Below are 21959 nucleotides of genomic sequence, written 5' to 3' on the forward strand. Positions count from 1 at the left end.
AAAGTGAAATCGACCGAGCCAAGATGCGAGCGAACTGCACTGTAGGCTTCGTGATGTCGGGGCCTGCTGCGCTGATCCCCAGAACGCGGGGAACGTTTTCATTCGAATTGATGTCGAGAGGTGGCAGCGCATTGGACTGGTCGGCGCTGGCAGCAGCAGCGGCGATGGCCGCTCGCCGGCAATTGGTGTCGCTATGACCTCGTCATGACGCTGCGCAGCGGATTTGATGCAGGCCGCCTCTCGTGATCCGCAACTCGTCCGCCGGGATTCCAGCCTGATCGCCGGCCGGTGCAGCTCAGCCCTCGCAAACCGCGTTTCGTCACAAGCCCGCTGCGCGGCTTGCCGCCGGTTTCTAGACTGTAAAGGTCGTGAAATCAGAGAGTGATTGGGGGAGCCATGCGCAAGTCTTGGAAGATCGGTAGCGTCGTCGCAGCCGTGTTGTTGGTGGGCGGTGCCGGGGTGGCCGTCATGGCGAGCAAGGGGGATGGCCCCAACAAGCCGGGTGACGAGAAGGCCAAGGCCGTGCTGGAGTTCGTGCCCAGCGAAGTCGTCAAGCCGACGCTGACCGCCATGCCGGCCCAGATCGAATTCAGCGGGCCGCTGGTGGCGCCGGGCACGGCCATGGTTCGCGCCAAGTCCAACGGCACGCTGCTCAACCTCGCTGTCGGCGAAGGCAGCCGCGTGAAGGCGGGCCAGGCTCTCGGCCAGGTCGACCTGGAAGAGCTTCGCTATCGCATCGCCGAGCGCGGCGCCAGCGTCGAGGCCATGCGAGCCCAGATGGAGCAGGCCGAGCGCAGCTTCAAGGCCAACGAAGGCCTGGCTGCCAAGAACTTCATTGCCCAGACCGCGCTGGACAACTCTCGCGCCGCCTATGAGTCGGCCCGCGCCAACTGGAACGCCGCCAAGGCCCAGCTCGACACCAGCCAGGTGACGATGCGCCAGGCCGCGCTGGTGGCGCCCATCAACGGCGTCGTCTCCAAGCGCCATGTGGTGCCCGGCGAGAAAGTAGCGGCCGAACAGCAGATCCTGACCATCGTCGACCTGTCCAAGCTGGAACTGGCCGGCCTGGTCGGCACGCATGAAGTCAGCCGCCTGAAGCCGGGCATGACGGTGCAGGTGAAGGTCGAGGGCGTGGAAGAGCCGGTCGAGGCCAAGATCGACCGCATCGCGCCGAGCGCCGAGCCGGGCACGCGTTCCATCGGCGTGACGCTGGTGCTGGCCAACCCCAAGGAGGCCTACCGCGCCGGCCAGTACGCCGTCGCCAAGGTGGTGCTGCAGGACGACACCCAGCGCCTGACCGTGCCCATCGCCGCCATCAGCCGCAATGCCGGCCAGGAACAGATCTGGATGATCGAGAGCGGCGCCCTGGTGCGCCGGATCGTGACGACCGGCCGCAGCGACGCCCGCGAAGGCCGCGTGGAGGTGTTGAACGGCCTCAAGCCCGAAGCCCAGGTGCTGGCGGCGCGCTTTGACAACCTGCGTGAGGGCGACAAGGCCAGCATCGTTGCCACCAAGGCGGCCAAGGTCGCCAGCGCAGCCTCGGCTGCGGCGCAACAGTGAGGACGCCATCATGTGGATGACCCGCGTTTCCATCCAGAACCCGGTCTTCGCGACCATGGTGATGGTGGCCCTGTGCGTGCTGGGCCTGTTTTCCTACTCCAGGCTGGGCGTCGAGCAGATGCCCGACATTTCCTTCCCCGGCGCGCAGGTGGACGTGCGCTACCCCGGCGCCTCGCCCGAGGCCGTCGAGCGCGAGATCGCCAAACCGCTTGAAGAGGCGCTGAACACGATTGCCGGCGTGGAACGCATCCAGTCGCGCAGCTTCGAGGGCCGTGTGCAGGCCAGCGTCGAGTTCTCGCTGAACGCCGACATGGGCCGCGCGATGCAGGACCTGCGCGACCGCGTCGCCGCCGCGCAGGCCCGATTCCCGCGTGACGCCAAGCCGCCGACGGTGCAGCGCTTCGAAAACGACAACTCGCAGCCCGTCGTCGTCATGGCGCTGCTGAGCCCCACACGCGGCTCGCGCGAGCTGTCCATGATGGCCGACCTGATCGTCTCCAAGCGCCTGGGTCGTGTGGAAGGCGTGGCCAAGGTGGACGTGGGCGGCCTGACCACCCGCGAGGTGCGTATCGACCTCGACCCGATGCGGCTGCGCGCCTACAGCGTGACGCCGGCCGAGATTGCCAAGGCGCTGGCTGAGGCCAACGCCGATCAGCCGGTGGGCCTGCTGTCCGACTCCACCTCCGACGCCATCCTGCGCGTGGAAGGTCGCGTGAAGGACCCGAAGGCTTTCGGCAACATGATCGTTGCCCGCCGCGGCAACCTGGCGCTCACGCTGAACGACCTCGGCACCTTGGTCGAGCGCGAGCGCGAGCAGGACAGCATCGCCCGCATCAACGGCCAGCCGGCCGTCAGCTTCAACATCTTCAAGCAGCAGGACGCCAACATCGTCAAGACCGGCGAGTCCGTGAAGGAGGCGATGGACGAGCTGCGCAAGACGCTGCCCAAGGACGTCGAGCTGCGCCTCATCTACGCCGCCAGCGACTTCGTCAAGGGCTCGCTGACCGGCCTGCAGCACACGCTGATTGAAGGCGCGCTGCTGACGGTGGCCATCGTCTTCCTGTTCCTGCACAGCTGGCGCTCGACCATCATCACCGGCCTCACGCTGCCCATCGCCGTCATCTCCAGCTTCATCGCCGTGCAGGCCTTCGGCTTCACGCTGAACTTCATGACGATGATGGCCTTGAGCCTGTGCATCGGCCTGCTGATCGACGACGCCATCGTCGTGCGCGAGAACATCGTGCGCCATGTGGCCATGGGCAAGGACCACCGCCAGGCGTCGTTCGACGGCACCAACGAGATCGGCCTGGCCGTCATGGCGACGACCTTCGCCATCTGCGCGGTGTTTGTGCCCGTCGCCTTCATGGGCGGCATCATCGGCAAGTTCTTCTACCCCTTCGGCATCACCGTCGCGGTGGCGGTACTGGTCAGCCTGTTCGTCAGCTTCACGCTCGATCCGATGCTGTCGTCGGTCTGGCCAGACCCGCCGGGCACGCGCATCAAGCACTGGCCTGTCATCGGTCATCTCATCCGCGCGACCGACTGGAGCATGGACCGCCTGCACGACCTCTATGCCAGGACGATCGACTGGGCCTTCTCCGGCCGTCGCTACCGCGTCTTCGTGCCGCCCATTCCCGCCTATGGCCATCCGTTCAGCGCGGACGGCAAGCGCGACAAGGCCGCGAAGCGCGTGTTCCGCTTCGCGACGCTGACGCCGCGTGGCCTCGTCATGTGGGGTGCCTTCGCCAGCTTCGTCGCCGCACTGGCCCTGGCGCCCATGGTCGGCAGCGAATTCGTGCCTGAGACGGACAACGGCTTCACGCAGGTCAACCTGCGCATGCCGGTGGCCAGCAGCATCGAGCGCGGCAGCGCCAAGGTCGCCCAGATCGAGGAGATCCTCAAGAACTACCCCGAGATCAAGACCGTCTCGACCGTGGTTGGCAGCACCGGCGAAGGCCTGTCCACCGGCCGCAACCAGGCGGCGCTGAATATCACGCTGACCGAGCGCAGCGAACGCAAGCGCACGCAAAAGGAGATCGAGGACGCCATCCGCGCCGACATTGCCAAGATCCCCGGCATCGAGGTCAGTGTCGGCTTCAACCGCCCGATCTGGATCACCATCCTGGGCAGCGACCCCGAAGTGCTGACCCAGGCCGCCACCGACCTGGTCGAGAAGATCAAGAAGATCCCCGGCGCCGTCGACGTGGACACAACCGTCAAGCCCGGCCTGCCGGCCTTTGCCGTGCGCCTGAAGGATTCGGCCATCCGCGAACTGGGCCTGACCGCCCCGCAGATCGCCTCCAGCCTGCGTGCCTACGTGAACGGCGAGATCGCGACCTACTGGACGACGCCGGATGGCAACCAGGTCGAGGTGCTGCTGCGCCTGCCGCGCGAACAGCGCGAGCGCATCGAGCAGATGAGCAAGCTGCCGGTGGCCTTCTCCAAGGACGGCGCGCCCATCGCGCTGGACCAGGTCGCGACCATCGAACCGGTGTTCAATCCCGAGGTGATCCGCCGCGAGAACCTGCAGCGCCGCGAGGCCGTGTTCGCCGGCGTCCAGGGCCGCCCGGGCGGCGACGTGAATGCCGATGTGCAGAAGCTGATCAAGGCCACCCAGCTGCCCCCGGGCACCAGCTTCAAGGTGGACGGCGCCGGCAAGCAGCAGGCCGAGGCCTTCAACGGCCTGCTGGCGGCGATGGCGCTGGCCGGCATCTTCATCTACATCGTGCTGGCCAGCCAGTTCGGCAGCTTCCTGCAGCCCATCGCCATCATGGCTTCACTGCCGCTCGCCCTCATCGGCGTGATGCTGGCCCTGCTGCTGTGGCGCTCGACGCTGAATGTGTTCTCGATGATCGGCCTGGTGATGCTGATGGGCCTGGTGACGAAGAACGCGATTCTTCTCGTCGACTTCGCCAACCATGCCCGCAAGGCGGGTGCGACCGTCGCCGAAGCGTTGCGCGAGGCCGGCCTGATCCGCATGCGCCCCATCATCATGACGACGGCGGCCATGATTTTCGGCATGCTGCCGATGGCCATCGCGCTGAACGACGGCGGCGAAATCCAGGCGCCCATGGGCCGCGCCATCATCGGCGGCGTCATCACGTCGACGCTGCTGACGCTGGTGGTGGTGCCGGTGCTGTACAGCTATCTGGTGCGGGAGAAGAAGCCCGCCAAGAAGACGGCAGAGCAGGGCGGCGCCTCGTTGATGCCGCTGCATGGCATGCCGGGCGCGATGCCGGCGGACAAGGAATAAGCAAGAGATCCCTCGAGCGCTTCTGCGCTTGGGCCGGTCACGTCAAGTGGTCGGCCCTTTTTGCTTCTGCGAATTACAATTGCGCCGATAGTAAGGAGTTGCCATGTCCGAATCCACCGTCACTGCCAAGGGCCAGACCACCATGCCCGCAGAAATCCGGGCGCTCGTGGATGCCAAGCCTGGCACGCGCCTGGTGTGGTCGGCCATGCCCGATGGCACCCTGATCGTGCGGGTCAAGAGCAAGTCCATCCTCGACATGGCCGGCATGCTCAAGGCCCCCAAGGGCAAGCGCATCGGCATCGATGAAATGAACCCCTGGCGCTGAGGCATGCCCGCGCTCGATACCAACGTCCTGGTGCGCTACCTCGTGCAGGACGACGCCGCGCAGGCTGCGGCTGTGCGCCAGCTGATGGCGCGGCTGACGGGTGAAGGCGCCACGCTCTTCGTGCCCGTCACCGTCGTGCTGGAGCTCGAATGGGTGCTGCGCAAGAGCTATGGCTTCGACAAGGACAGCGTGCTGCACGCCCTGTCATCGCTGTTCTCGGCGGCCGAGCTGAGCATCGAATCGGAGCGCGCGCTGGAGGTGGCGCTGCAGCTTTTCCGCAAAGGCCCGGCGGACTTCGCCGACTGCCTGCACATCGCGCTGGCCGCCCAGGCCGGCGAGCCGCCGCTGTGGACTTTCGACAAAGGCGCCGCCCGGGTGGATGGCGCGCAACTGCTGGCCAAGGGCTGACGCCGGCTCAGCCGGTCGTGGGCGCAGAGGCTTGTGCACTCGAGGGCGACGTGCCGTCAATCAAGCCGCGCAGACCTCTCGCACACAGCCCCGCAACCACCGATGCGCCGCATCCGCATCCATCCGGGGATGCCAAAGCAGCGAGACGGTGAACGGCTCCAGCGCCAGTGGCAGACCGACAGTCAGCAGGCCATCGCGCAAATGCCCGGTGTGCCGCTCGGGCACCGTTGCAATCAGGTCTGTGCCGCGCGCCAACGCCAGTGCTTCCGAGAACCCTGCCACCGTGACGACGATGTCGCGAGCAAGGCCCAGGGCGGACAACGCCTCGTCGACCGGCCCCGCCGCCGCCCCGCGCCGGGAGATGGCGACATGTCGGCCCGCCGCGTAGCGCTTCGCCGTCAGCTTGCCGCTCGCCAGTCCATGGCCTTGGCGCACGACGGCCACAAAGCGATCGCGAAACAGCGCCTGCGCGCGCAGTTCCGGCCCGCTGGACGCAGTGACGATGCCCGTCTCCAGGTCGACGCTGCCATCACGCAGCGGCGTGCTGTCACGGTCGGGCTTGGGGACGAAGCGCAGCCGCACGCTCGGCGCTTCCGAACTCACGCGCGCTAGCAGGGCTGCGCCGAAGTTCTCGACAAACCCTTCGCGCGTTCGCAGCGTGAACTCTCGCTCCAGTTTGTCCAGCCGCAACGCCGCCGCCGGCCTCAACGTGGCCTGCGCCTCATGCAGCAGCGGTCTGACGCGCTCGCGCAATTCCAGCGCCCTAGGTGACGCCACCAGGCCACGCCCGGCCCGCACGAGCAGCGGGTCGCCCGTCGCCTCGCGCAACCGCGCCAGCGACCGGCTCATCGCCGACGGGCTCAGCCTGAGACGCCTTGCAGCGCCAGCGACGCTGCCCTCGGCCAGCAGGGCGTCCAGCGTCAGCAGCAGGTTCAGGTCAGGGTCTGACATGGCGTCTCGCGCATTGATGAAGTGCAGATGATGCGTCTTCCGCCATGCCCAGCAAATGCCTAAGGTCGGGGCATGAACACCTCGACCGTCGCTCAACCCGCCGCAACGCCTGTCACAGGCGTGCTTGTCGGCCTGGCCCTTTGCACCCTGCTGCCTTCGCTGGCCGTCAGCAGCGCCAATGTCGCGCTGCCCACGCTGGCTAGCGCCTTCGGTGCCGGCTTCGCCGAGGCGCAATGGGTCGTGCTGGCCTATCTGCTGGCGATCACGACCCTCATCGTCAGTGCCGGCCGGCTGGGTGACCTGATCGGCCGACGCCGCCTGCTGCTGGCCGGCATCGCGCTGTTCACGGCCGCGTCGACGCTCTGCGCGCTGGCACCCACGCTGCCGCTGCTGATCGCCGCCCGGGCACTGCAAGGCGTGGGCGCTGCCGCCATGATGGCCTTGACGATGGCGATGGTGGGCGCGGCGCTGCCCAAGGCGCGCACGGGTAGCGCGATGGGGCTGCTGGGCACGATGTCGGCAGTCGGCACAGCCCTTGGCCCGACGTTGGGCGGCGCGCTGATCGGTGCTTTGGGCTGGCAGGCCGTGTTTGCCGTCAACCTGCCCCTGGGCTTGCTGGCCATTGCGCTGGTCTTGCGGTATCTGCCGGCTGACCGAGGGCAGGGCGCTGCCGGCTTCGATCTGCCCGGCACGGGGTGGCTGGCGCTGACGCTGGCGGCCTATGCCCTTGCGATGACATGGCATCCTGGCCTGCTGGCGGTCGCCGCGGTGGGCCTGCTGCTATTCCTGCGCACCGAGACGCGCGCTGCATCGCCCCTCGTGCGGCTGGACCGGCTGCGCGACCCCGCCCTGAGCGCAGCCCTGGCGATGAACGCCCTGGTGTCTGCCGTCATGATGGCCACCCTGGTCGTTGGCCCCTTCCACCTCAGCGGCGCGCTCGGCCTTGGCGCCGCCACGGTGGGCGTGCTGATGTCCGTCGGTCCCCTCCTTTCGGCCGGCAGCGGCATTCCGGCCGGCCGGCTGGTGGATCGCTTCGGCACACGGCGAACGAGCCAACTGGGCCTCGCCGCCATGGCGGTCGGCTGCACACTCATCGCGCTGCTGCCCGCGTCGCTTGGCGCCATCGCCTACGTGGGCCCGCTCGCAATCGTCACGCCCGGCTATGCACTCTTCCAGGCCGCCAACAACACAGGGGTCATGGCCGAGGTGCCGGCCGAACAGCGCGGCGTCATCAGCGGCCTGCTGACGCTGTCGCGCAATCTCGGCCTCATCACCGGCGCCTCGGCGATGGGCGCCGTTTTCGCCGCCGGCGGGCTGCGCTTGAGCTTCGTCATCGCGACAGCTTTGGTTGCCGTCGCCCTCGGGCTTGCCAGACGCGCGAATTGACAAGCACAATCGCCCCCGCTCCGGGGTGCCCGGGCCTGGCGAAAGCCGAGCCCAGACGCTGAGATGGTCATCCTGGGCTTGTTAACACGACGGCAATGGGCCGCGAAGGCCATCTGCCAGGGGCCAATCAAGGCGCAGCGCGCCGCCCGCATTGATATGCGGGCAAGCGGTGCAACGCGGAGTGACCCCTGGCAGATGGCCTTCCCTTCGGGTTGTGGCCAGAAAGGCCGCGCGCGGCGTTGCAAATGCTCGCCGGGTGCCCAACCCGGCTCCGCTTTGCGCCTTGCTCGCGGCCTTTCTGGCCACAACGCGGCCCGTTGCCGTCGTGTTAACAAGCCCTGACCAAACCCGTGAACTTGAACCGGCTAATACCGGCGTAAGGAGAGCGCATGCCTCGCGGCGTGCAGGTGTGGCCTTCGGGCCGGACCTCACCCACAGGCGGCCTTGGAGCACCGAACCCACTGCTCCAGGAGACCGCCGCCATGAACGCCCCCGAAAAGAACCTCTCGCTCGATGAGCGCCTGTCGCTGACGCGCGAGCCCTTCCCGGCATCAAGCAAGGTCTACGTGACCGGCAGCCGGCCCGACGTGGCCGTGCCCATGCGAGAAATCGCGCTGACGAATGGCGAGCGGGTCGTCGTGCACGACACCTCCGGCCCCTACACCGACCCCAAGGCGCAGATTGACGTGCGCCGCGGCCTGCCGCCCATCCGCTCCAGCTGGGTCGGTGACCGCGCCGACACCGAGGCCTATACCGGCCGCACCCGCGTCGCGCTGGACGATGGCGGCAAGGAGGACAACGAGCGCATCGCCCAACTGCGCGCCGAAGCCGCCGCGCTGCAGCGCCAGCCGCGTCGCGCCCAGGCCGGCGCCAACGTCAGCCAGATGCACTACGCCCGCCGCGGCATCGTCACGCCGGAGATGGAGTTCGTCGCGTTGCGCGAGAACGGCAAGCGCGATTGGATGCGCGAGTACCTGTCGGACGCCGAGCGCGAGCAGCGCCTGCGCGGTGATTCACTCGGCGCGGCCATTCCCGACGTCATCACCCCCGAATTCGTCCGCCAGGAGGTGGCCCGGGGCCGTGCCGTCATCCCGGCCAACATCAACCACACCGAGCTGGAGCCGACCATCATCGGCCGCAACTTCCTGGTCAAGGTCAACGCCAACATCGGCAACTCGGCCGTCACGTCCAGCATCGAGGAAGAGGTCGAGAAGCTGGTCTGGTCCATCCGCTGGGGTGCGGACACGGTGATGGACCTCTCCACCGGCCGCAACATCCACACGACGCGTGACTGGATCGTGCGCAACTCGCCCGTGCCCATCGGCACCGTGCCCATCTACCAGGCGCTGGAGAAGGTGGGCGGCATCGCCGAGGACCTCTCCTGGGCCATCTTCCGCGACACGCTGATCGAGCAGGCCGAGCAGGGCATCGACTACTTCACCATCCATGCCGGCCTGCGCCTGCCGTTCATCCACCTGACGACCAAGCGCCGCACGGGCATCGTGTCGCGCGGCGGCTCCATCCTGGCCAAGTGGTGCATCACGCATCACCGCGAGAACTTCCTGTACACGCACTTCGAAGAGATCTGCGAAATCATGAAAGCCTACGACGTGACCTTCTCGCTGGGCGACGGCCTGCGCCCCGGCAGCGGCGCCGATGCCAACGACGAGGCGCAGTTCGCCGAGCTGAAGACGCTGGGCGAACTGACCAAGGTGGCCTGGAAGCACGACGTGCAGACCATGATCGAGGGCCCCGGCCACGTGCCCATGCACCTCATCCAGGCCAACATGACGGAGCAGCTCAAGCATTGCGACGAGGCGCCGTTCTACACGCTGGGCCCGCTGACCATCGACATTGCGCCCGGCTATGACCACATCGCCAGCGCCATCGGCGCGGCCATGATCGGCTGGATGGGCACGGCCATGCTCTGCTACGTGACGCCCAAGGAGCACCTGGGCCTGCCCGACCGTGACGACGTGAAGCAGGGGCTGATCGCCTACAAGATCGCGGCCCACGCGGCCGACATCGCCAAGGGTCACCCCGGCGCCCGCGCACGTGACGACGCGATGAGCAAGGCGCGCTTCGAGTTCCGCTGGAACGACCAGTTCGCACTCGGCCTGGACCCCGACACGGCGCGCGACTATCACGACGAGACGCTGCCCAAGGACTCGTCCAAGGAGGCGCATTTCTGCTCCATGTGCGGCCCGAAGTTCTGCTCGATGAAGATCACGCAGGACGTGCGCGAGTACGCGGCGGCCAAGGGGCTCGAAGCGGCGGACGTGGTGGCTGACGGCATGGCGCAGAAGTCAGCCGAGTTCCGCAAGGCCGGCGGCGAGCTCTACATCCCCATCAAGCCGCAGGCGTGACCCGCGTTGCAATTGCAGGCGCCGGCGTCATGGGCCGGCTGTTGGCCTGGCAGCTCGCGCGGGCCGGGCATCGCGTGACCGTGGCTGACCCTGCCTCGGGGCCGGCCGAGCCCGGCGCCGCGGCCTTCACCGCGGCCGGCATGCTGAGCCCACTGGCCGAGCAGGAACATGCCGAGCCCGAGATCGCGGCGCTGGGCTGGCGGTCGCTCGCGCTGTGGCCGGCAATTGCCGCGGCGCTGGGGCAACCCGGCCTGGTGAAGGCCGAGGGCAGCCTGCTGCTGGCGCATGGCAGTGACCTGGGCGCAGCGCGGCGCGTGCTCGCCCGCCTGGCGGAAGGCCCCGAGCCGCTGGATCGCGCCGCGCTGCAGGCGCTGGAACCTGCGCTTGCGCCCGATCTCAAGGCCTGGCTGCTGCCCGGCGAAGGCCAGTTGCTGCCACGCGAGTTGCTGGCCGCCCTGGCCGAGCAAGCCGCCGATGTCGACTGGCTCTGGGGCCGCCGCGCCGTCGCTGTCCGGCCCCGCATGCTGGAACTCGACGATGGCCGTCGCCTGGATGCCGACCTCGTCATCGACACCCGCGGTCTCGGTGCCAGGCCCGACCTGCCGGACCTGCGCGGCGTTCGGGGCGAGATCCTGTGGCTGCACGCGCCGGGCGTCGTGCTCAACCGCCCCGTTCGGCTGCTGCACCCACGCCACCGCGTCTACCTCGTGCCGCGGCCGGGCGACGTCATCGTCGTTGGTGCGTCCGAGGTCGAGAGCGAGGACCGCTCACCCGTGAGCCTGCGCAGCGCCGTGGAGCTGATGGCCGCTGCCCACAGCGTGTTGCCGGCGCTGGCCGAGGCGCGCATCGTGCATATGGAAACCAACCTCCGCCCGGCCTTTGCCGACCATCGGCCGCGCATCGACCACCAGCCCGGCCTGCTGCGCATCAATGGCCTGTTTCGCCACGGCTGGCTGCTGGCGCCGGTGCTGGCCGAGAAAGCGCTTCAGCATGTCTGAGTTCACCTTGAACCGCGAGCCCCGCCCCTGGCGCGAAGGCCTGAGCGTCGCCGCGATGCTGGCCGAGCAGGACAGGGCGCCCGAAGCCGTCGCCACGGCGTTGAACGGCGCCTTCGTGCCCCGTTCGCTGCGTGAGGTGACGCTGATCCAGCCCGGCGACGAACTGACCCTCATTCAACCCATCACCGGAGGCTGAGCATGTCTTGGACCCTTTACGGCCGCCAGCTCACCAGCCGCTTCCTGCTCGGCACCGCCGGCTACCCCTCGCCCGAGATCCTTCGCCGGGCCGTGCTGGCCAGCGGCGCCCAGGTGTTGACCGTCGGCCTCAAGCGCACGCTCGCGGCGGCCGGCGACAACGGCTTTGTCGCCGCCATCCGCGCGACGCTCGCCGAGACCGGCGGCCACCTGCTGCCCAACACCGCCGGGTGCCGCACCGCGCAGGAGGCCATCACGCTGGCGCACATGGCACGCGAGCTCTACGACACGCCGTGGGTCAAGCTGGAGGTCGTCGGCGACGAGCACACGCTGCAACCCGACCCCTGGGAGCTGGTCACGGCCGCCGAGCAGCTCGTGAAGGACGGTTTCGAGGTCTTCCCCTATTGCACCGACGACCTCGTCACCTGCCGCCGCCTGCTGGACGCCGGCTGCCAGGTGCTGATGCCCTGGGGCGCACCCATCGGGTCGGGCCAAGGCCTGCTCAACCCGTTCGCCCTGCGCACGCTGCGCGAGCGCCTGCCCGGCGTGCCGCTGATCGTGGACGCCGGCATCGGTGCGCCCTCGCATGCGGCCCAGGCGATGGAGCTGGGCTTGGACGGCGTGCTGCTCAACTCGGCGATAGCCCAGGCCGGTGACCCCATCCGCATGGCCGCCGCCTTCGGCCAGGCCATCGCGGCCGGGCGAACCGGCTTCGAGGCCGGCGTCATGAGCAAGCAGGACATGGCCGTCGCGAGCACGCCGGTGGGTGGCAGGCCCTTTCTGATTTCATGAGCAAGCCGCCCATCATCTGGAGCATCGCCGGGCTGGACAGCGGTGGCGGCGCCGGCCTGTCGGCCGACCAGCGCGCAGCCGATGCGGCGGGCGTGCACCTCTGCCCCGTGGCTGCCGCATTGACGGCGCAGAACAGCGTCGCCGTCGAGGCCGTCTTCCCCGTACCGCCTGAGCAGCTCGACGCCCAACTCGCCGCGCTGGCCGATGACCTGCCGCCTGCTGCGATCAAGACGGGCCTGCTCGGCGGTGTCGAGCAGCTGCGCGTTGTTGCACGCTGGGTTGACCGGCTGCGCGAGCGCGCTCCCGTCACTCTGGTTGTCGACCCGGTGCTGCGGGCCTCCACCGGCGCCAGCTTTGCCGACGAAGCGCTGTTGCGCGCCTATCGCGAGGAGCTGCTGCCGCGGGCCAGCGCCGTCACACCTAACCAGCGCGAGACGGCGTGCCTGGTGGGCGAGGGCAGCGTGCCTGCGCAGGCGCGCACGCTGCTGGCCCTGGGGGCCCGCGCTGTCTGCATCACCGGTGGCGATGCCGGCGGCCCGCTCGCCCTGGATTGGCTGGCGGCTGAGCATGCAACCGGCTGGCTGGCCCTGCCGCGCCGCGCCGCTGGCAACAACCACGGTACTGGCTGCACCTTCGCGACCGCCCTGGCTGCGGCGTCGGCCCGAGGTTTCGTCGCTGCCGATGCGGCCGTCATCGCCAAGATGCTGACGACCTGGGGCCTGCGTGCCGACATGCAGTCGCCTGGCGCTGGCGCGGGGCCGGCGCGGCCTGAGTCGGGTTTCATCGGCGATGCCAGCCTATTGCCCGCGCTGTTCGACGACGAGGCGCCACCCGAGGCCTGGCCGGCAGCGCGCCGCGGGGCACCGGCCATCGAAGGGGTCTACGCCATCACCGACAGCGGCGCCCATGCCGCCCGCCTCTTCGATGCCGGCCTGCAAACGGTCCAACTGCGCGTCAAGCGAGCGCCGGGCGAGGCCGACTCAGCTTGGACCACCCGCCTGCGCGCGCAAGTCGAGGCCGGGCGCCGCCCGGGCGCAAGCCTCATCGTCAACGACCACTGGCGCGAGGCGCTGGCCCTTGGCGTCGACTTCATCCACCTTGGCCAGGAGGATCTGCTGGTCCTCTCGGCAGCTGATCGCGTCGATCTCGCCGAGGCGCGGGCTCGTGGCCTGCGCCTGGGCCTGAGCTCGCACAGCCTGTGGGAGCTGGCCCGCGCCGTGGCCTGGTCGCCCGACTACATCGCCTGCGGTCCAGTCTGGCCAACGCTGACCAAGGCCATGCCGTGGCGGGCGCAAGGGCTGCACAACCTGGCCTGGTGGGTGTCGATGGCGCCGGCACCGGTCGTCGGCATCGGCGGCGTGCTGGAGCCGCAGCAGCTCGCCGAGATCGCCGCCAGCGGTGCTCGTGCCGGCTGCGTCGTGCGCGGTCTGGCGCCAGGGGCAATTCACTCGCCGCAGACCTGGCGGCAAGCCTGGCGCAGCGGCTGTGACGGGGTGGCTGTCAAAGGTCCGGCCTGGCCGACGCCCAGCCTGCCCGTCAAGCCCCATTGAGGTGGCCCACCCCCATATCAGTGTCGGTGGGCTTTACAGCGCCTGTTACAAAAAGGACGCGTTTCATAGGAGAAACCATCATTGGCCTGAAGCTTGCTTAAAACTGTTGAATCGCCTGGAGAACAAGATGAATTTCCGTACCGTCATTGCCGGTGTTGCCCTCGCAGCATCTGCTCTGGCTGCTCAAGCAGCCCCCGTCCTGGTCATGCGCGGTGTCGGCGGGGTGGACTTGAACAATCTGCTGATCGGCCAGAGCTTCCAGGTCGAAGTGATCATCCACGGCGGCGCGGCTGGCGAGATAGATGTCAGGTCTGGCGGCGGCGATCTCGATCCTGATGGCGCTCCCGCCTTGCACGCGACAAAGTTGGTGGCCGGCACAGCCGAGGCGGGTGTGGAATGGAACCTCGATCCGTCGCTGTTCATCATTGACTTCACGGCCGTTGCCGAAGGTTCCGGCTTCCTCGCCAGCTTGGGACAGTGCCTGATTTCCAACCTTCAGAACTACGGCTGCGGCTTCACCAGCGGCCCGCTGAATTTCACAGTGCGTGACCCGAACCGCCTGCCCGAGCCCGCCAGCCTGGCGCTGACTGGTCTTGCATTGCTCGGCCTGGGCGCCATCCGCCGCCGCGCCGCCTGAGTTTCCTCGCGGCCAAGCGCCGTGCCAAGCTTGCATCAGGGCCCCATAGTGGGCCCTGGTGCCTTTTAGCAGCACCTTTAGGAAGGTGCGTCAGCCAATGCCGTCCAGTGCATTGAAGCCTTCTCGAGCTACCTGGCAACAGCATGACCAGCCGTTCGGCGGTGGGGTCGGCGGGTTCTCATCAGGCCGGCTCGTGGCTACCACAACAGCGGGGCGGCTCCAGCCGCGGGCTGCGAAACTAGCGGACAAACCCGTACTGCGAGTCTATTTACGGCAGGTTTGCCGGCGAAATGTAATCGCGAGATATTCTCTTGGCGGACAAAACCTTGGTAATAATGCCAATGTACTCCAGCGAAAACCCTGCAAATTTTTTACGCAGCTTTGGTATGGTTGTTAAATGTCTGTGATTCAATACATAGGGAGCGCCATGCGCATTATCGGCAAAGCTTTGGCTTGGGCGTTGGCAATCGTGTTATCGCCGGTTTTTGCTGCCACGCTTGATTTCGAAGGAGGCGTTGCTGGAGTTGGCATTTCCGGCAGCTATGGGATAGTAAGGAGTGAAGCCTGCGAAGGGCTTTATTCAATGACTGGCCAAGGAGGGTGCTACGCATTGGCTGTTGCAAGTGATGTGAATAGCTATCCTCCAAGTGGCTCCCCCCAAGTGAGCGTAGTGTTTGATGTTTCGGCCGGATTTGATAAGTTTGAATTCCGCTACGCGGGATCAACTGAATCATCTGCTGCAATCACCGTATACGACGGCGCTGCTGGTACTGGTAATATAGTCAAAACCATCATTGTTAGTGGTGCGTCTTGTAATAGTTATGTCTATTGTAATTGGTTAAAATTGGACGTTCAACTCGCCGGCCCCGCCCGTTCGATAAAGTTTACAGCGGGAGAACAACAATTCGTACTAGATGATATGGCTTTTGGCTGGGCAGGAAGTAACGGCGATCTGAACATTTCATCCCATACGGTGCCGCCGAGGAATTGCCCAGCCAATTTGCGAAAAGGCAATCCCATCGAGCCGCTGACTGGAAATAAGATCCAGACGATTGATCTAGGCACGACGCTGGCAGGTATTCCGCTGACACTCAGCTATGACAGCGGCCGAGCCATCCGTCCCGCCGCGACGGTGGGGCGCTTACCAGGTTTCGGTGGCGGTTGGACCGCCTCTTGGCTGCGCAGCGTCGTGAACCATGAATCAACTCCTGGCGGCATCCAAGCGCCATTTGGAACCTTCAGGCCTGATGGACGCGAAGAGACATTCGTTGTCCCGCGCCCCAATACTTCACCTGCTGCCTGGCAGGCATATTCCGGAGACAGCGACTATGTTCAACTGGTGGACGCCATCAATCTAAATTACAAAGCCGTTCATGAAGGGCTGATCGAGAGAAACACCTCCGCTGACGGAGCTTGGCATCCTGCCAAATTTTCTTCTATTGCAGGGCGAGCACTCGGTGTAATCACGGCCGACGCGGCACATCCGCTGACGTTAGACGGTCGACAGGTGTTCGGCCTGCCTATGCAGTTGTACGATGATTTTGGTCGCACCGTTAGCTTCCAGTATGAAGTCATTCCGGCGGGCGGGCATCATTATGCTGATGCGAAGGTTGTCGGGATGTCACTGCCCTATGGCGGCTCCATTCAGTTCGGATATTCGCCCTCTGGCAACCTCACATCGATCACATGGCCAGACTTGTCGGTCACAGGGCTTGTCTACCAGGACGCCGCCAGCACCAATCGCTTGTGGACCGGCGTGATCGACGAAAGCAACAAGCGCTTCAGCACCTTTACCTACGACAGCGTCGGTAGAGCGACTGCAACTGAGCACGCGGGGGGTGTGGACGCGCATTCAGCCACCTACAGTGCTTCACCCGAACTCGTTTCCGATCGCTCGTTCGATACAGTGAATCAGCGCTGGATCGCGCGCACCCGCTTTACGGTGCCGCAAGGCGTGGTCCTCAAGGGACCTAATGGATCAACCACTCAAGTGGTGGCGAGTCAGGTAGCCAACTCCAATGCCCCCACGTCCTTTTCTCAACCGGGAGGGTCGGGTTGTGCGCCCAGCACAAGTACACAAAGCTTCGACGGCAAGGGCAACCTGGCATGGCGAGAAGACTTCAACGGCTACAGGACCTGCTTCGCAAACGACCTGACGCGCAACCTTGAAACGAGCCGGGTTGAGGGCTTGGTAGCAGGGGCGTCGTGTACAGCCGTTCTCGCCGAGAACGCCACGCTGCCAGCGAGCGGTCGCAAGATCAGTACGCAATGGCACCCCGCGTGGCGGCTGGAGACGCAGCTGGCCGAACCGAAGCGCCTGACTACCAAGGTCTACAACGGCCAGCCCGACCCGTTCAATGCTGGCGTCGCGGCCTCGTGCGCACCGGCAGGCGCCACGCTGCCGGATGGCAGCCCGATCGTTGTCTTGTGCAAGCAGGTTGATCAGGCGACGACGGACACCAATGGTGCTCAGGGCCTGGCGGCCACGGTGGACAGCACGGTGATGGCGCGCGTTCAGCAGTGGACCTACAACCAGTACGGCCAGGTACTCACCGCCAAAGACCCACGCAACAACACAACCACCTACGCCTACTACAGCGACACCACAGCTGACCACACCACGGGCGACCTCAACACCGTCACCAACGCCAAGCAACAGGTCGCGACTTTCACCAAGTACAACGCGGCGGGCCAATGGCTGGAAATGAAGGACGCCAACGATGTGCTCACCACGCGCACCTTCGACCTGCGCCAGCGCCTGAAGAGCGTGAAGACGGGAACGGCGCTGACCAGCTACGACTACTGGCCCACGGGGCTGCTGCAACAGGTGACCCTGCCGGACAACAGCAGCCTGAGCTATGGCTACGACGACGCGCACCGGCTGACCAGCATCACCGACAACCTGGGCAACAGCATCACCTACACGCTTGACAACAGCGGCAACCGCACCGGCGAGGACGTCAAGGACCCGAGCGGCGCGCTGGCCAAGACGCTTACGCGAGTGCCCGATGCGCTCAATCGAATTCAACAGCTGACTGGGAGGCCCTAAGAATGAAGAACTCGCGTTTCATGACGGCAGTTCCTGCGCTCCAGCGGCTCACGGCGGGGGTGTTCCTCGCGGCATCCTGCGCCGCTGCCCATGCCGTGATCTCGTTACCGTCGACGCCACCGGCTTCAGCGCCTGTCTCGTCGGTCCCCGTGACCAAGTACGAATACGACGCCGAGGGCAACCCCACCAAGACCATCGTCGCGCCCAGCACCCGCGCCTACGCCACCAAACACGAGTACGACGCGCTGGGCCGGCGCAAGAACACGACCGACGCCAAGAGCGGTCTTACCCAGTTCGGCTATGACCTGCAGGATCAATTGACCTCGGTCACCGACCCGCGTCAACTCGTCACGCAATACGAGCCTAGTGGCCTGGGCGATGTGAAAAAGCTCATCAGCCCCGACACCGGCACCACCAACAACACCAGCTTCGACGCTGCGGGCAACCTCAAGGCCAGCACTGACGCGCGTGGCGTGCTGGCCAGCTACGACTACGACGAACTCAACCGGCCTACGCAGGTTGTTTACAGCAAGACTGGCGCCACCAGCCGCACCGTCAACTGGACCTACGACCAGACGGGCGCCAGCTTCGGCTATGGCGTGGGCCGCCTCACCACGGCTGCCACGCCCGACGCCAGCACGACCTTCCGCTACGACGCGCTGGGCCGGGTCAAGATGACCGTGCAAAGCGGCTCAGCGGGCAATCCGCTGGTCGTCAATTACGACTACGACGACGCCGGCCATGTCACCGGCCTGACCTACCCTTCAGGCCGTGTGGTGACCTTCGGTTGGGCCGATGGCCAGCCGCAATCCATTGCCATCACCAGCGGCACCACGACCAAGACGCTGTTGGACCAGATCGCCATGAGCGCCTTCGGGCCGGTGAAGAGTTGGGTCTGGAAATTTGGTGCCACGGCTACAGCGCACATTCGGGTGTACGACACGAGTGGCCGCTTGGTGCGTCAGACCGTTGGCGACGTGACGCGAGATATCACCTACGACGATGCTGACCGCATCAGCAGCTTTAAACATTATTTGACTGGTCCTGCCTCGTCGTACGACCAAACGTTTGGTTATGACGAGCTCGACCGCCTAACTTCGGTGGCCGGCTCAACGAACTGGAGCTACAGCTACGACGTCAATGGCAACCGGACGAGCGCGGGTTCGCGGGTCTACACCGTCCAGGCGACTAACAACAAGCTCGATTCGCTGAATAACCCGGCGCGCAACATGCTTTACGACGCTGCGGGCAACACCAGCAGCGACATCCAGACCGGCTCGTCGGCCAACTACACCGCAACCTACAGCCTGGAGGGCAGCCTGGCCGCCATGGCGCAAGGCAGCAGCGCAGGCGTGGACTTCGGCTACGACGCCATGGGGCGGCGTATCACGCGCGGGCTGTGGGTGGGCAGTTCGAGCAACCCGCGAACCTACACGCTCTATGCCTACGACCAGGACAACCACCTCATTGGCGAATACAACGCCGACGGCACGCCGATCACGGAGTACGTGTGGCTTGGCGATACGCCGGTGGCGGTCATCAAGCCCGATGGCACAGGGATGCAGATCTACGCCATCCACACTGACCATTTAGATACGCCCCGAGTGATTCTGGACGCCAACAAGAAAGTGCGTTGGCGCTGGATGGGTGAGCCCTTCGGAGCAAGCCCGGCAGAGGAGCAGCCGACAGCTGGCTTGGCGGCGCTGCAGCAAAACTTGCGGTTCCCAGGGCAGCAGTACGAGCCCTTTGGCGGTCGGCATTACAACCACTTCCGGGACTATGACCCAACTACCGGGCGGTATGTTCAAAGTGACCCGATTGGGCTCGCGGGCGGCATCAATACCTATGCATATGTCGGGGGGAATCCGCTGAGCTATGTGGACCCGCTTGGCCTGTTTATTACGGCCACGTACAACCACGCCACGGGCATGTTGTACGCGTATGACAGCGATACGGGGAAGCTGTATAGCGGCCCATTTGAGTCAGGTGGCAAGCCGTGGGGAGACCCAATTCCCAACGGGGATTTCGACATCCTGTCAGACCGAAGAAACGATTTCTTCAGGCTTGAACCAGTGGACCAGTCTTATGGTGATGACCAGACGTCGTCAGGCCGTGGGGAATTCCGGCTTCACAAGCCTGGGCGCACTGTGGGTTGTGTTTCGTCCAAAGACGCGGCGAACTGGAAATCTATCCGAGACGCGATTAGAGGCAGCTCTGGTGACAACGTCAACGTCTTGAGCAAGTCGCGCAATCCATTCAATCGCAACCCGGTGGAATCGCTGTATCGGTACGGACGATTGACGGTTATCAACTCGCCAAGGTGAAGTATGCGAGGCTTCATCTCGACCGTCCTTCTTGTTGCATCTGTCGGTTCGTTCCTGGGGGTATTGGAGCGAGCACTGGCCGCCATGCGCTTGACGTGGAAGTTCGGCTTTGAGCGAGTAGAGGCCGTGCATTTGGTGCCACAGAGCTTCTGGCTGTTCGCAATGATTTTTAGCGTGCTCGCTTTGGGAACCGTGTTGCTTGGCCTGCACTGGCGGCGTTCCGGTCTATCCAAAGGCATCTATATGCGGTTGCTGAGCTATGCCCAAAAACTGCAGATGACGACTGTGGGCCTTTTGCTCTTGATGTTCATCGGCGGCTTCTTTGTACTGTCGTAGTAAGCCTCCGGCCACAACGGGGATGTAAACGCTGATTGATGGTCTCCCTGGCTCTCGCGCTGCAAGCACCGTGTCAAGGCAGGCCTTCGGCCACCCGAAGGGCTCGGCCTTGACGTGGCGGCGCAACATTCGACGCTCGCCGTGGGCGGTGCCTGCAGACGGCACGTGGACGAAGTGGCATGCACCGCTGACGGCAGAGGGCGACTCGCCCCCTTCCTGGGAAGGGCGGGGGGATGGGTTGAAGCCGCTGCCGCAGGACTGCGGGCAGGTCAGGCAGGCGCCTGGCCTGACGCGAAGGCGCACCCGCCCCCAGGCGGGTTGCCGCAGCGCTGCAGGGGCCGACCTCGTGCAAGCGCGATCCAAGCGCCGGGTCCGCGCACACGCGGACGCATGAGGTTGGGGTGCAGGTCAGCGAAGCGACCGAAGCCCGTCGCTGACGAAGCGAAGCGCAGGAAGCCGCCCCGGGCGATGACGAGGCGTCCAGCATCAAGGCTGCCCAACGGCACGTTGGGCAGACGCTCATAGCGCGGGGTGGCTTCCTGCGCGTGCCGCCGACGTCCAGGCGGTGATTCGTGCAGGGAGCGGCGCCCAATGACGGGTGACGAAGGGCGTCCAGCCCGCAGAGGTGGCGTGCGGCCCTAGCCGCCGAACAGCCACCGTTCGCCCGCCCGCAGGCCCGGTCTTGAGCTGGCAGCGTCTGCTGCGAGCGTGCCGGGCTGCAGACGCATCGGCAGATGCGTCATCGCTACGCTTTACATCTCCGATGCGACGTGCTTTGGCGGATGCGTCATTACCCTGCGTCACATCCTGGTCTCGAAGCAACGCTCTGGCCCGCCTCAGCGCCGCGCTTCGCTTCCATCCAGGGCCCCGCAGTGGGCCCTGATGCTTTCTGCGAGCCGCCGCAGGGCCGGCGTCAGGCGGTGCCGCCCGACCGCCATCCAGTGAAGCGGCGCGGGCTCGCCGAGCCATTCCGGCAGCAGCGCCACCAGCCGCCCGGCCGCCAGGTCGGCGGCCACGTCGAGGCGGCTCTTGTAGGCGATGCCCAGCCCGGCCACGGCCCATTCGCGCACCAGGCCGCCGTCGTCCACGGTGCGGTTCCCACTGACCTCGACCGCGCAAGCCTCGCCATCGGGTGACGTGAAGCGCCAGCGGCCGTGCAGGCTGTCGCCGAGCACCCAGCGCAGGCAGTCGTGGCCGCGTAGGTCAGCGGGCGCCGCCGGTTGCCCGTGGCGAGCGACATAGGCCGGGCTGGCGCACAGCACGCGGCGGTTGTCCGGCGCCAAGGGTAGGGCGATGAGACTGGAGTCCGGCGGCTCGCCGTAGCGCACGGCGTAGTCGACGGGCTCCTGCACAAGATCGGTCACCCGGTCGCTGAGTCGCAACTCCAGTTGCAGCGCCGAGCTGCCATCGCTGGCAATGAAATCCTCGATCCAGCGCCAAAGATGCTGGCGCCCGATGTCGCTGGGCAGACTCACCCGCAGGCGGCCGCTGAGGGGCTGGTCCTCGGCCGTGATGCCCCGCAGCGCGGCTTGGCCACCCTCCCAGGCCGCCAACAGCTGCCGTGCATGCGGCAGCCATTGCTCGCCCGCCTCGGTCAGGCGTAGCCGGCGCGTCGAGCGCTCGAACAGCCGCACGCCCAGCTCACGCTCCAGCCTTGCGATGGTGGCGCTGGCCTGCACAGGGCCGAGGTCCAGGCGTCGCGCGGCCGCCGAGAAACTGCCGGCCTCGGCAGCGCAGACAAAGAGCTGCAGCGGTGAAAAGCGATCCATCTTCATTTTTGTGATGAAACTGATTCGCCGATCCTAGTCTTTCTGATTTGAATGCCGGCC

Annotated in this window: 16 protein-coding genes; 14 read left to right on the plus strand and 2 right to left on the minus strand. The window is 66.1% G+C overall.

Annotated elements, in window-relative coordinates:
* The first annotated feature begins 396 nt into the window (after nt 1–396).
* From AC1DW0_RS07515 to AC1DW0_RS07530, 4 genes are all read left to right on the plus strand, one after another.
* The gene (locus AC1DW0_RS07515) at nt 397–1560 is read left to right on the plus strand and encodes an efflux RND transporter periplasmic adaptor subunit (protein WP_477945274.1); all 1164 of its coding nucleotides are present in this window, start codon (nt 397–399) and stop codon (nt 1558–1560) included.
* A gap of 10 nt (nt 1561–1570) precedes the next feature.
* Nucleotides 1571–4813 (plus strand): efflux RND transporter permease subunit, encoded by a 3243-nt coding sequence (locus tag AC1DW0_RS07520; RefSeq protein WP_477945275.1) that lies wholly within the window; start codon nt 1571–1573, stop codon nt 4811–4813.
* Nucleotides 4814–4916: 103 nt separating this feature from the next.
* Nucleotides 4917–5138, plus strand: a complete 222-nt coding sequence (locus AC1DW0_RS07525; RefSeq protein ID WP_056196972.1) for an AbrB/MazE/SpoVT family DNA-binding domain-containing protein — start codon at nt 4917–4919, stop codon at nt 5136–5138.
* A gap of 3 nt (nt 5139–5141) precedes the next feature.
* A complete protein-coding gene (locus tag AC1DW0_RS07530) occupies nt 5142–5546 on the plus strand; it encodes a PIN domain-containing protein (RefSeq protein ID WP_477945276.1) in 405 nt (134 codons plus the stop codon).
* Nucleotides 5547–5606: 60 nt separating this feature from the next.
* On the opposite strand, the gene AC1DW0_RS07535 is transcribed toward AC1DW0_RS07530, so the two are convergent.
* Nucleotides 5607–6497, minus strand: coding sequence for a LysR family transcriptional regulator (locus AC1DW0_RS07535; protein ID WP_477945277.1), 891 nt, complete (start codon nt 6495–6497; stop codon nt 5607–5609).
* A gap of 72 nt (nt 6498–6569) precedes the next feature.
* Between AC1DW0_RS07535 and AC1DW0_RS07540 the strand changes: the two genes are divergently transcribed.
* The 10 genes from AC1DW0_RS07540 to AC1DW0_RS07585 all read left to right on the plus strand — a co-directional run bounded on the left by AC1DW0_RS07540 (nt 6570) and on the right by AC1DW0_RS07585 (nt 20130).
* The gene (locus AC1DW0_RS07540; protein ID WP_477945278.1) at nt 6570–7883 is read left to right on the plus strand and encodes an MFS transporter; all 1314 of its coding nucleotides are present in this window, start codon (nt 6570–6572) and stop codon (nt 7881–7883) included.
* A gap of 482 nt (nt 7884–8365) precedes the next feature.
* Entirely contained in the window at nt 8366–10249 is a 1884-nt protein-coding gene (thiC, locus tag AC1DW0_RS07545) for a phosphomethylpyrimidine synthase ThiC (protein ID WP_477945279.1), read from the plus strand.
* Nucleotides 10246–11247: an FAD-dependent oxidoreductase gene (locus tag AC1DW0_RS07550; RefSeq protein ID WP_477945280.1), complete on the plus strand. Its 1002-nt coding sequence runs from the start codon at nt 10246–10248 to the stop codon at nt 11245–11247. The genes thiC and AC1DW0_RS07550 overlap by 4 nt, the downstream gene beginning before the upstream one ends.
* Nucleotides 11240–11443, plus strand: coding sequence for a sulfur carrier protein ThiS (gene thiS / locus AC1DW0_RS07555; protein ID WP_056196984.1), 204 nt, complete (start codon nt 11240–11242; stop codon nt 11441–11443). Before AC1DW0_RS07550 ends, thiS begins: the two co-directional genes overlap by 8 nt.
* Nucleotides 11444–11445: 2 nt before the next feature.
* The gene (locus tag AC1DW0_RS07560; RefSeq protein ID WP_477945281.1) at nt 11446–12234 is read left to right on the plus strand and encodes a thiazole synthase; all 789 of its coding nucleotides are present in this window, start codon (nt 11446–11448) and stop codon (nt 12232–12234) included.
* On the plus strand, nt 12231–13784 hold the full coding sequence (locus AC1DW0_RS07565) for a bifunctional hydroxymethylpyrimidine kinase/phosphomethylpyrimidine kinase (RefSeq protein WP_477945282.1): 1554 nt from the start codon (nt 12231–12233) through the stop codon (nt 13782–13784). Before AC1DW0_RS07560 ends, AC1DW0_RS07565 begins: the two co-directional genes overlap by 4 nt.
* A gap of 1 nt (nt 13785) precedes the next feature.
* A complete protein-coding gene (locus AC1DW0_RS07570) occupies nt 13786–14421 on the plus strand; it encodes a PEP-CTERM sorting domain-containing protein (protein ID WP_477945283.1) in 636 nt (211 codons plus the stop codon).
* A gap of 427 nt (nt 14422–14848) precedes the next feature.
* On the plus strand, nt 14849–17470 hold the full coding sequence (locus AC1DW0_RS07575; protein WP_477945284.1) for a hypothetical protein: 2622 nt from the start codon (nt 14849–14851) through the stop codon (nt 17468–17470).
* Between the two features lie 2 nt (nt 17471–17472).
* The gene (locus tag AC1DW0_RS07580) at nt 17473–19794 is read left to right on the plus strand and encodes an RHS repeat-associated core domain-containing protein (protein ID WP_477945285.1); all 2322 of its coding nucleotides are present in this window, start codon (nt 17473–17475) and stop codon (nt 19792–19794) included.
* Between the two features lie 3 nt (nt 19795–19797).
* Entirely contained in the window at nt 19798–20130 is a 333-nt protein-coding gene (locus AC1DW0_RS07585) for a hypothetical protein (protein ID WP_477945286.1), read from the plus strand.
* An 836-nt stretch (nt 20131–20966) separates the two neighbouring features.
* Here AC1DW0_RS07585 and AC1DW0_RS07590 read toward each other — a convergent pair.
* On the minus strand, nt 20967–21899 hold the full coding sequence (locus AC1DW0_RS07590) for a LysR family transcriptional regulator (RefSeq protein WP_477945287.1): 933 nt from the start codon (nt 21897–21899) through the stop codon (nt 20967–20969).
* Nucleotides 21900–21959 lie beyond the last annotated feature (60 nt).

It is taken from the genome of Roseateles sp. P4_D2, assembly GCF_056401875.1.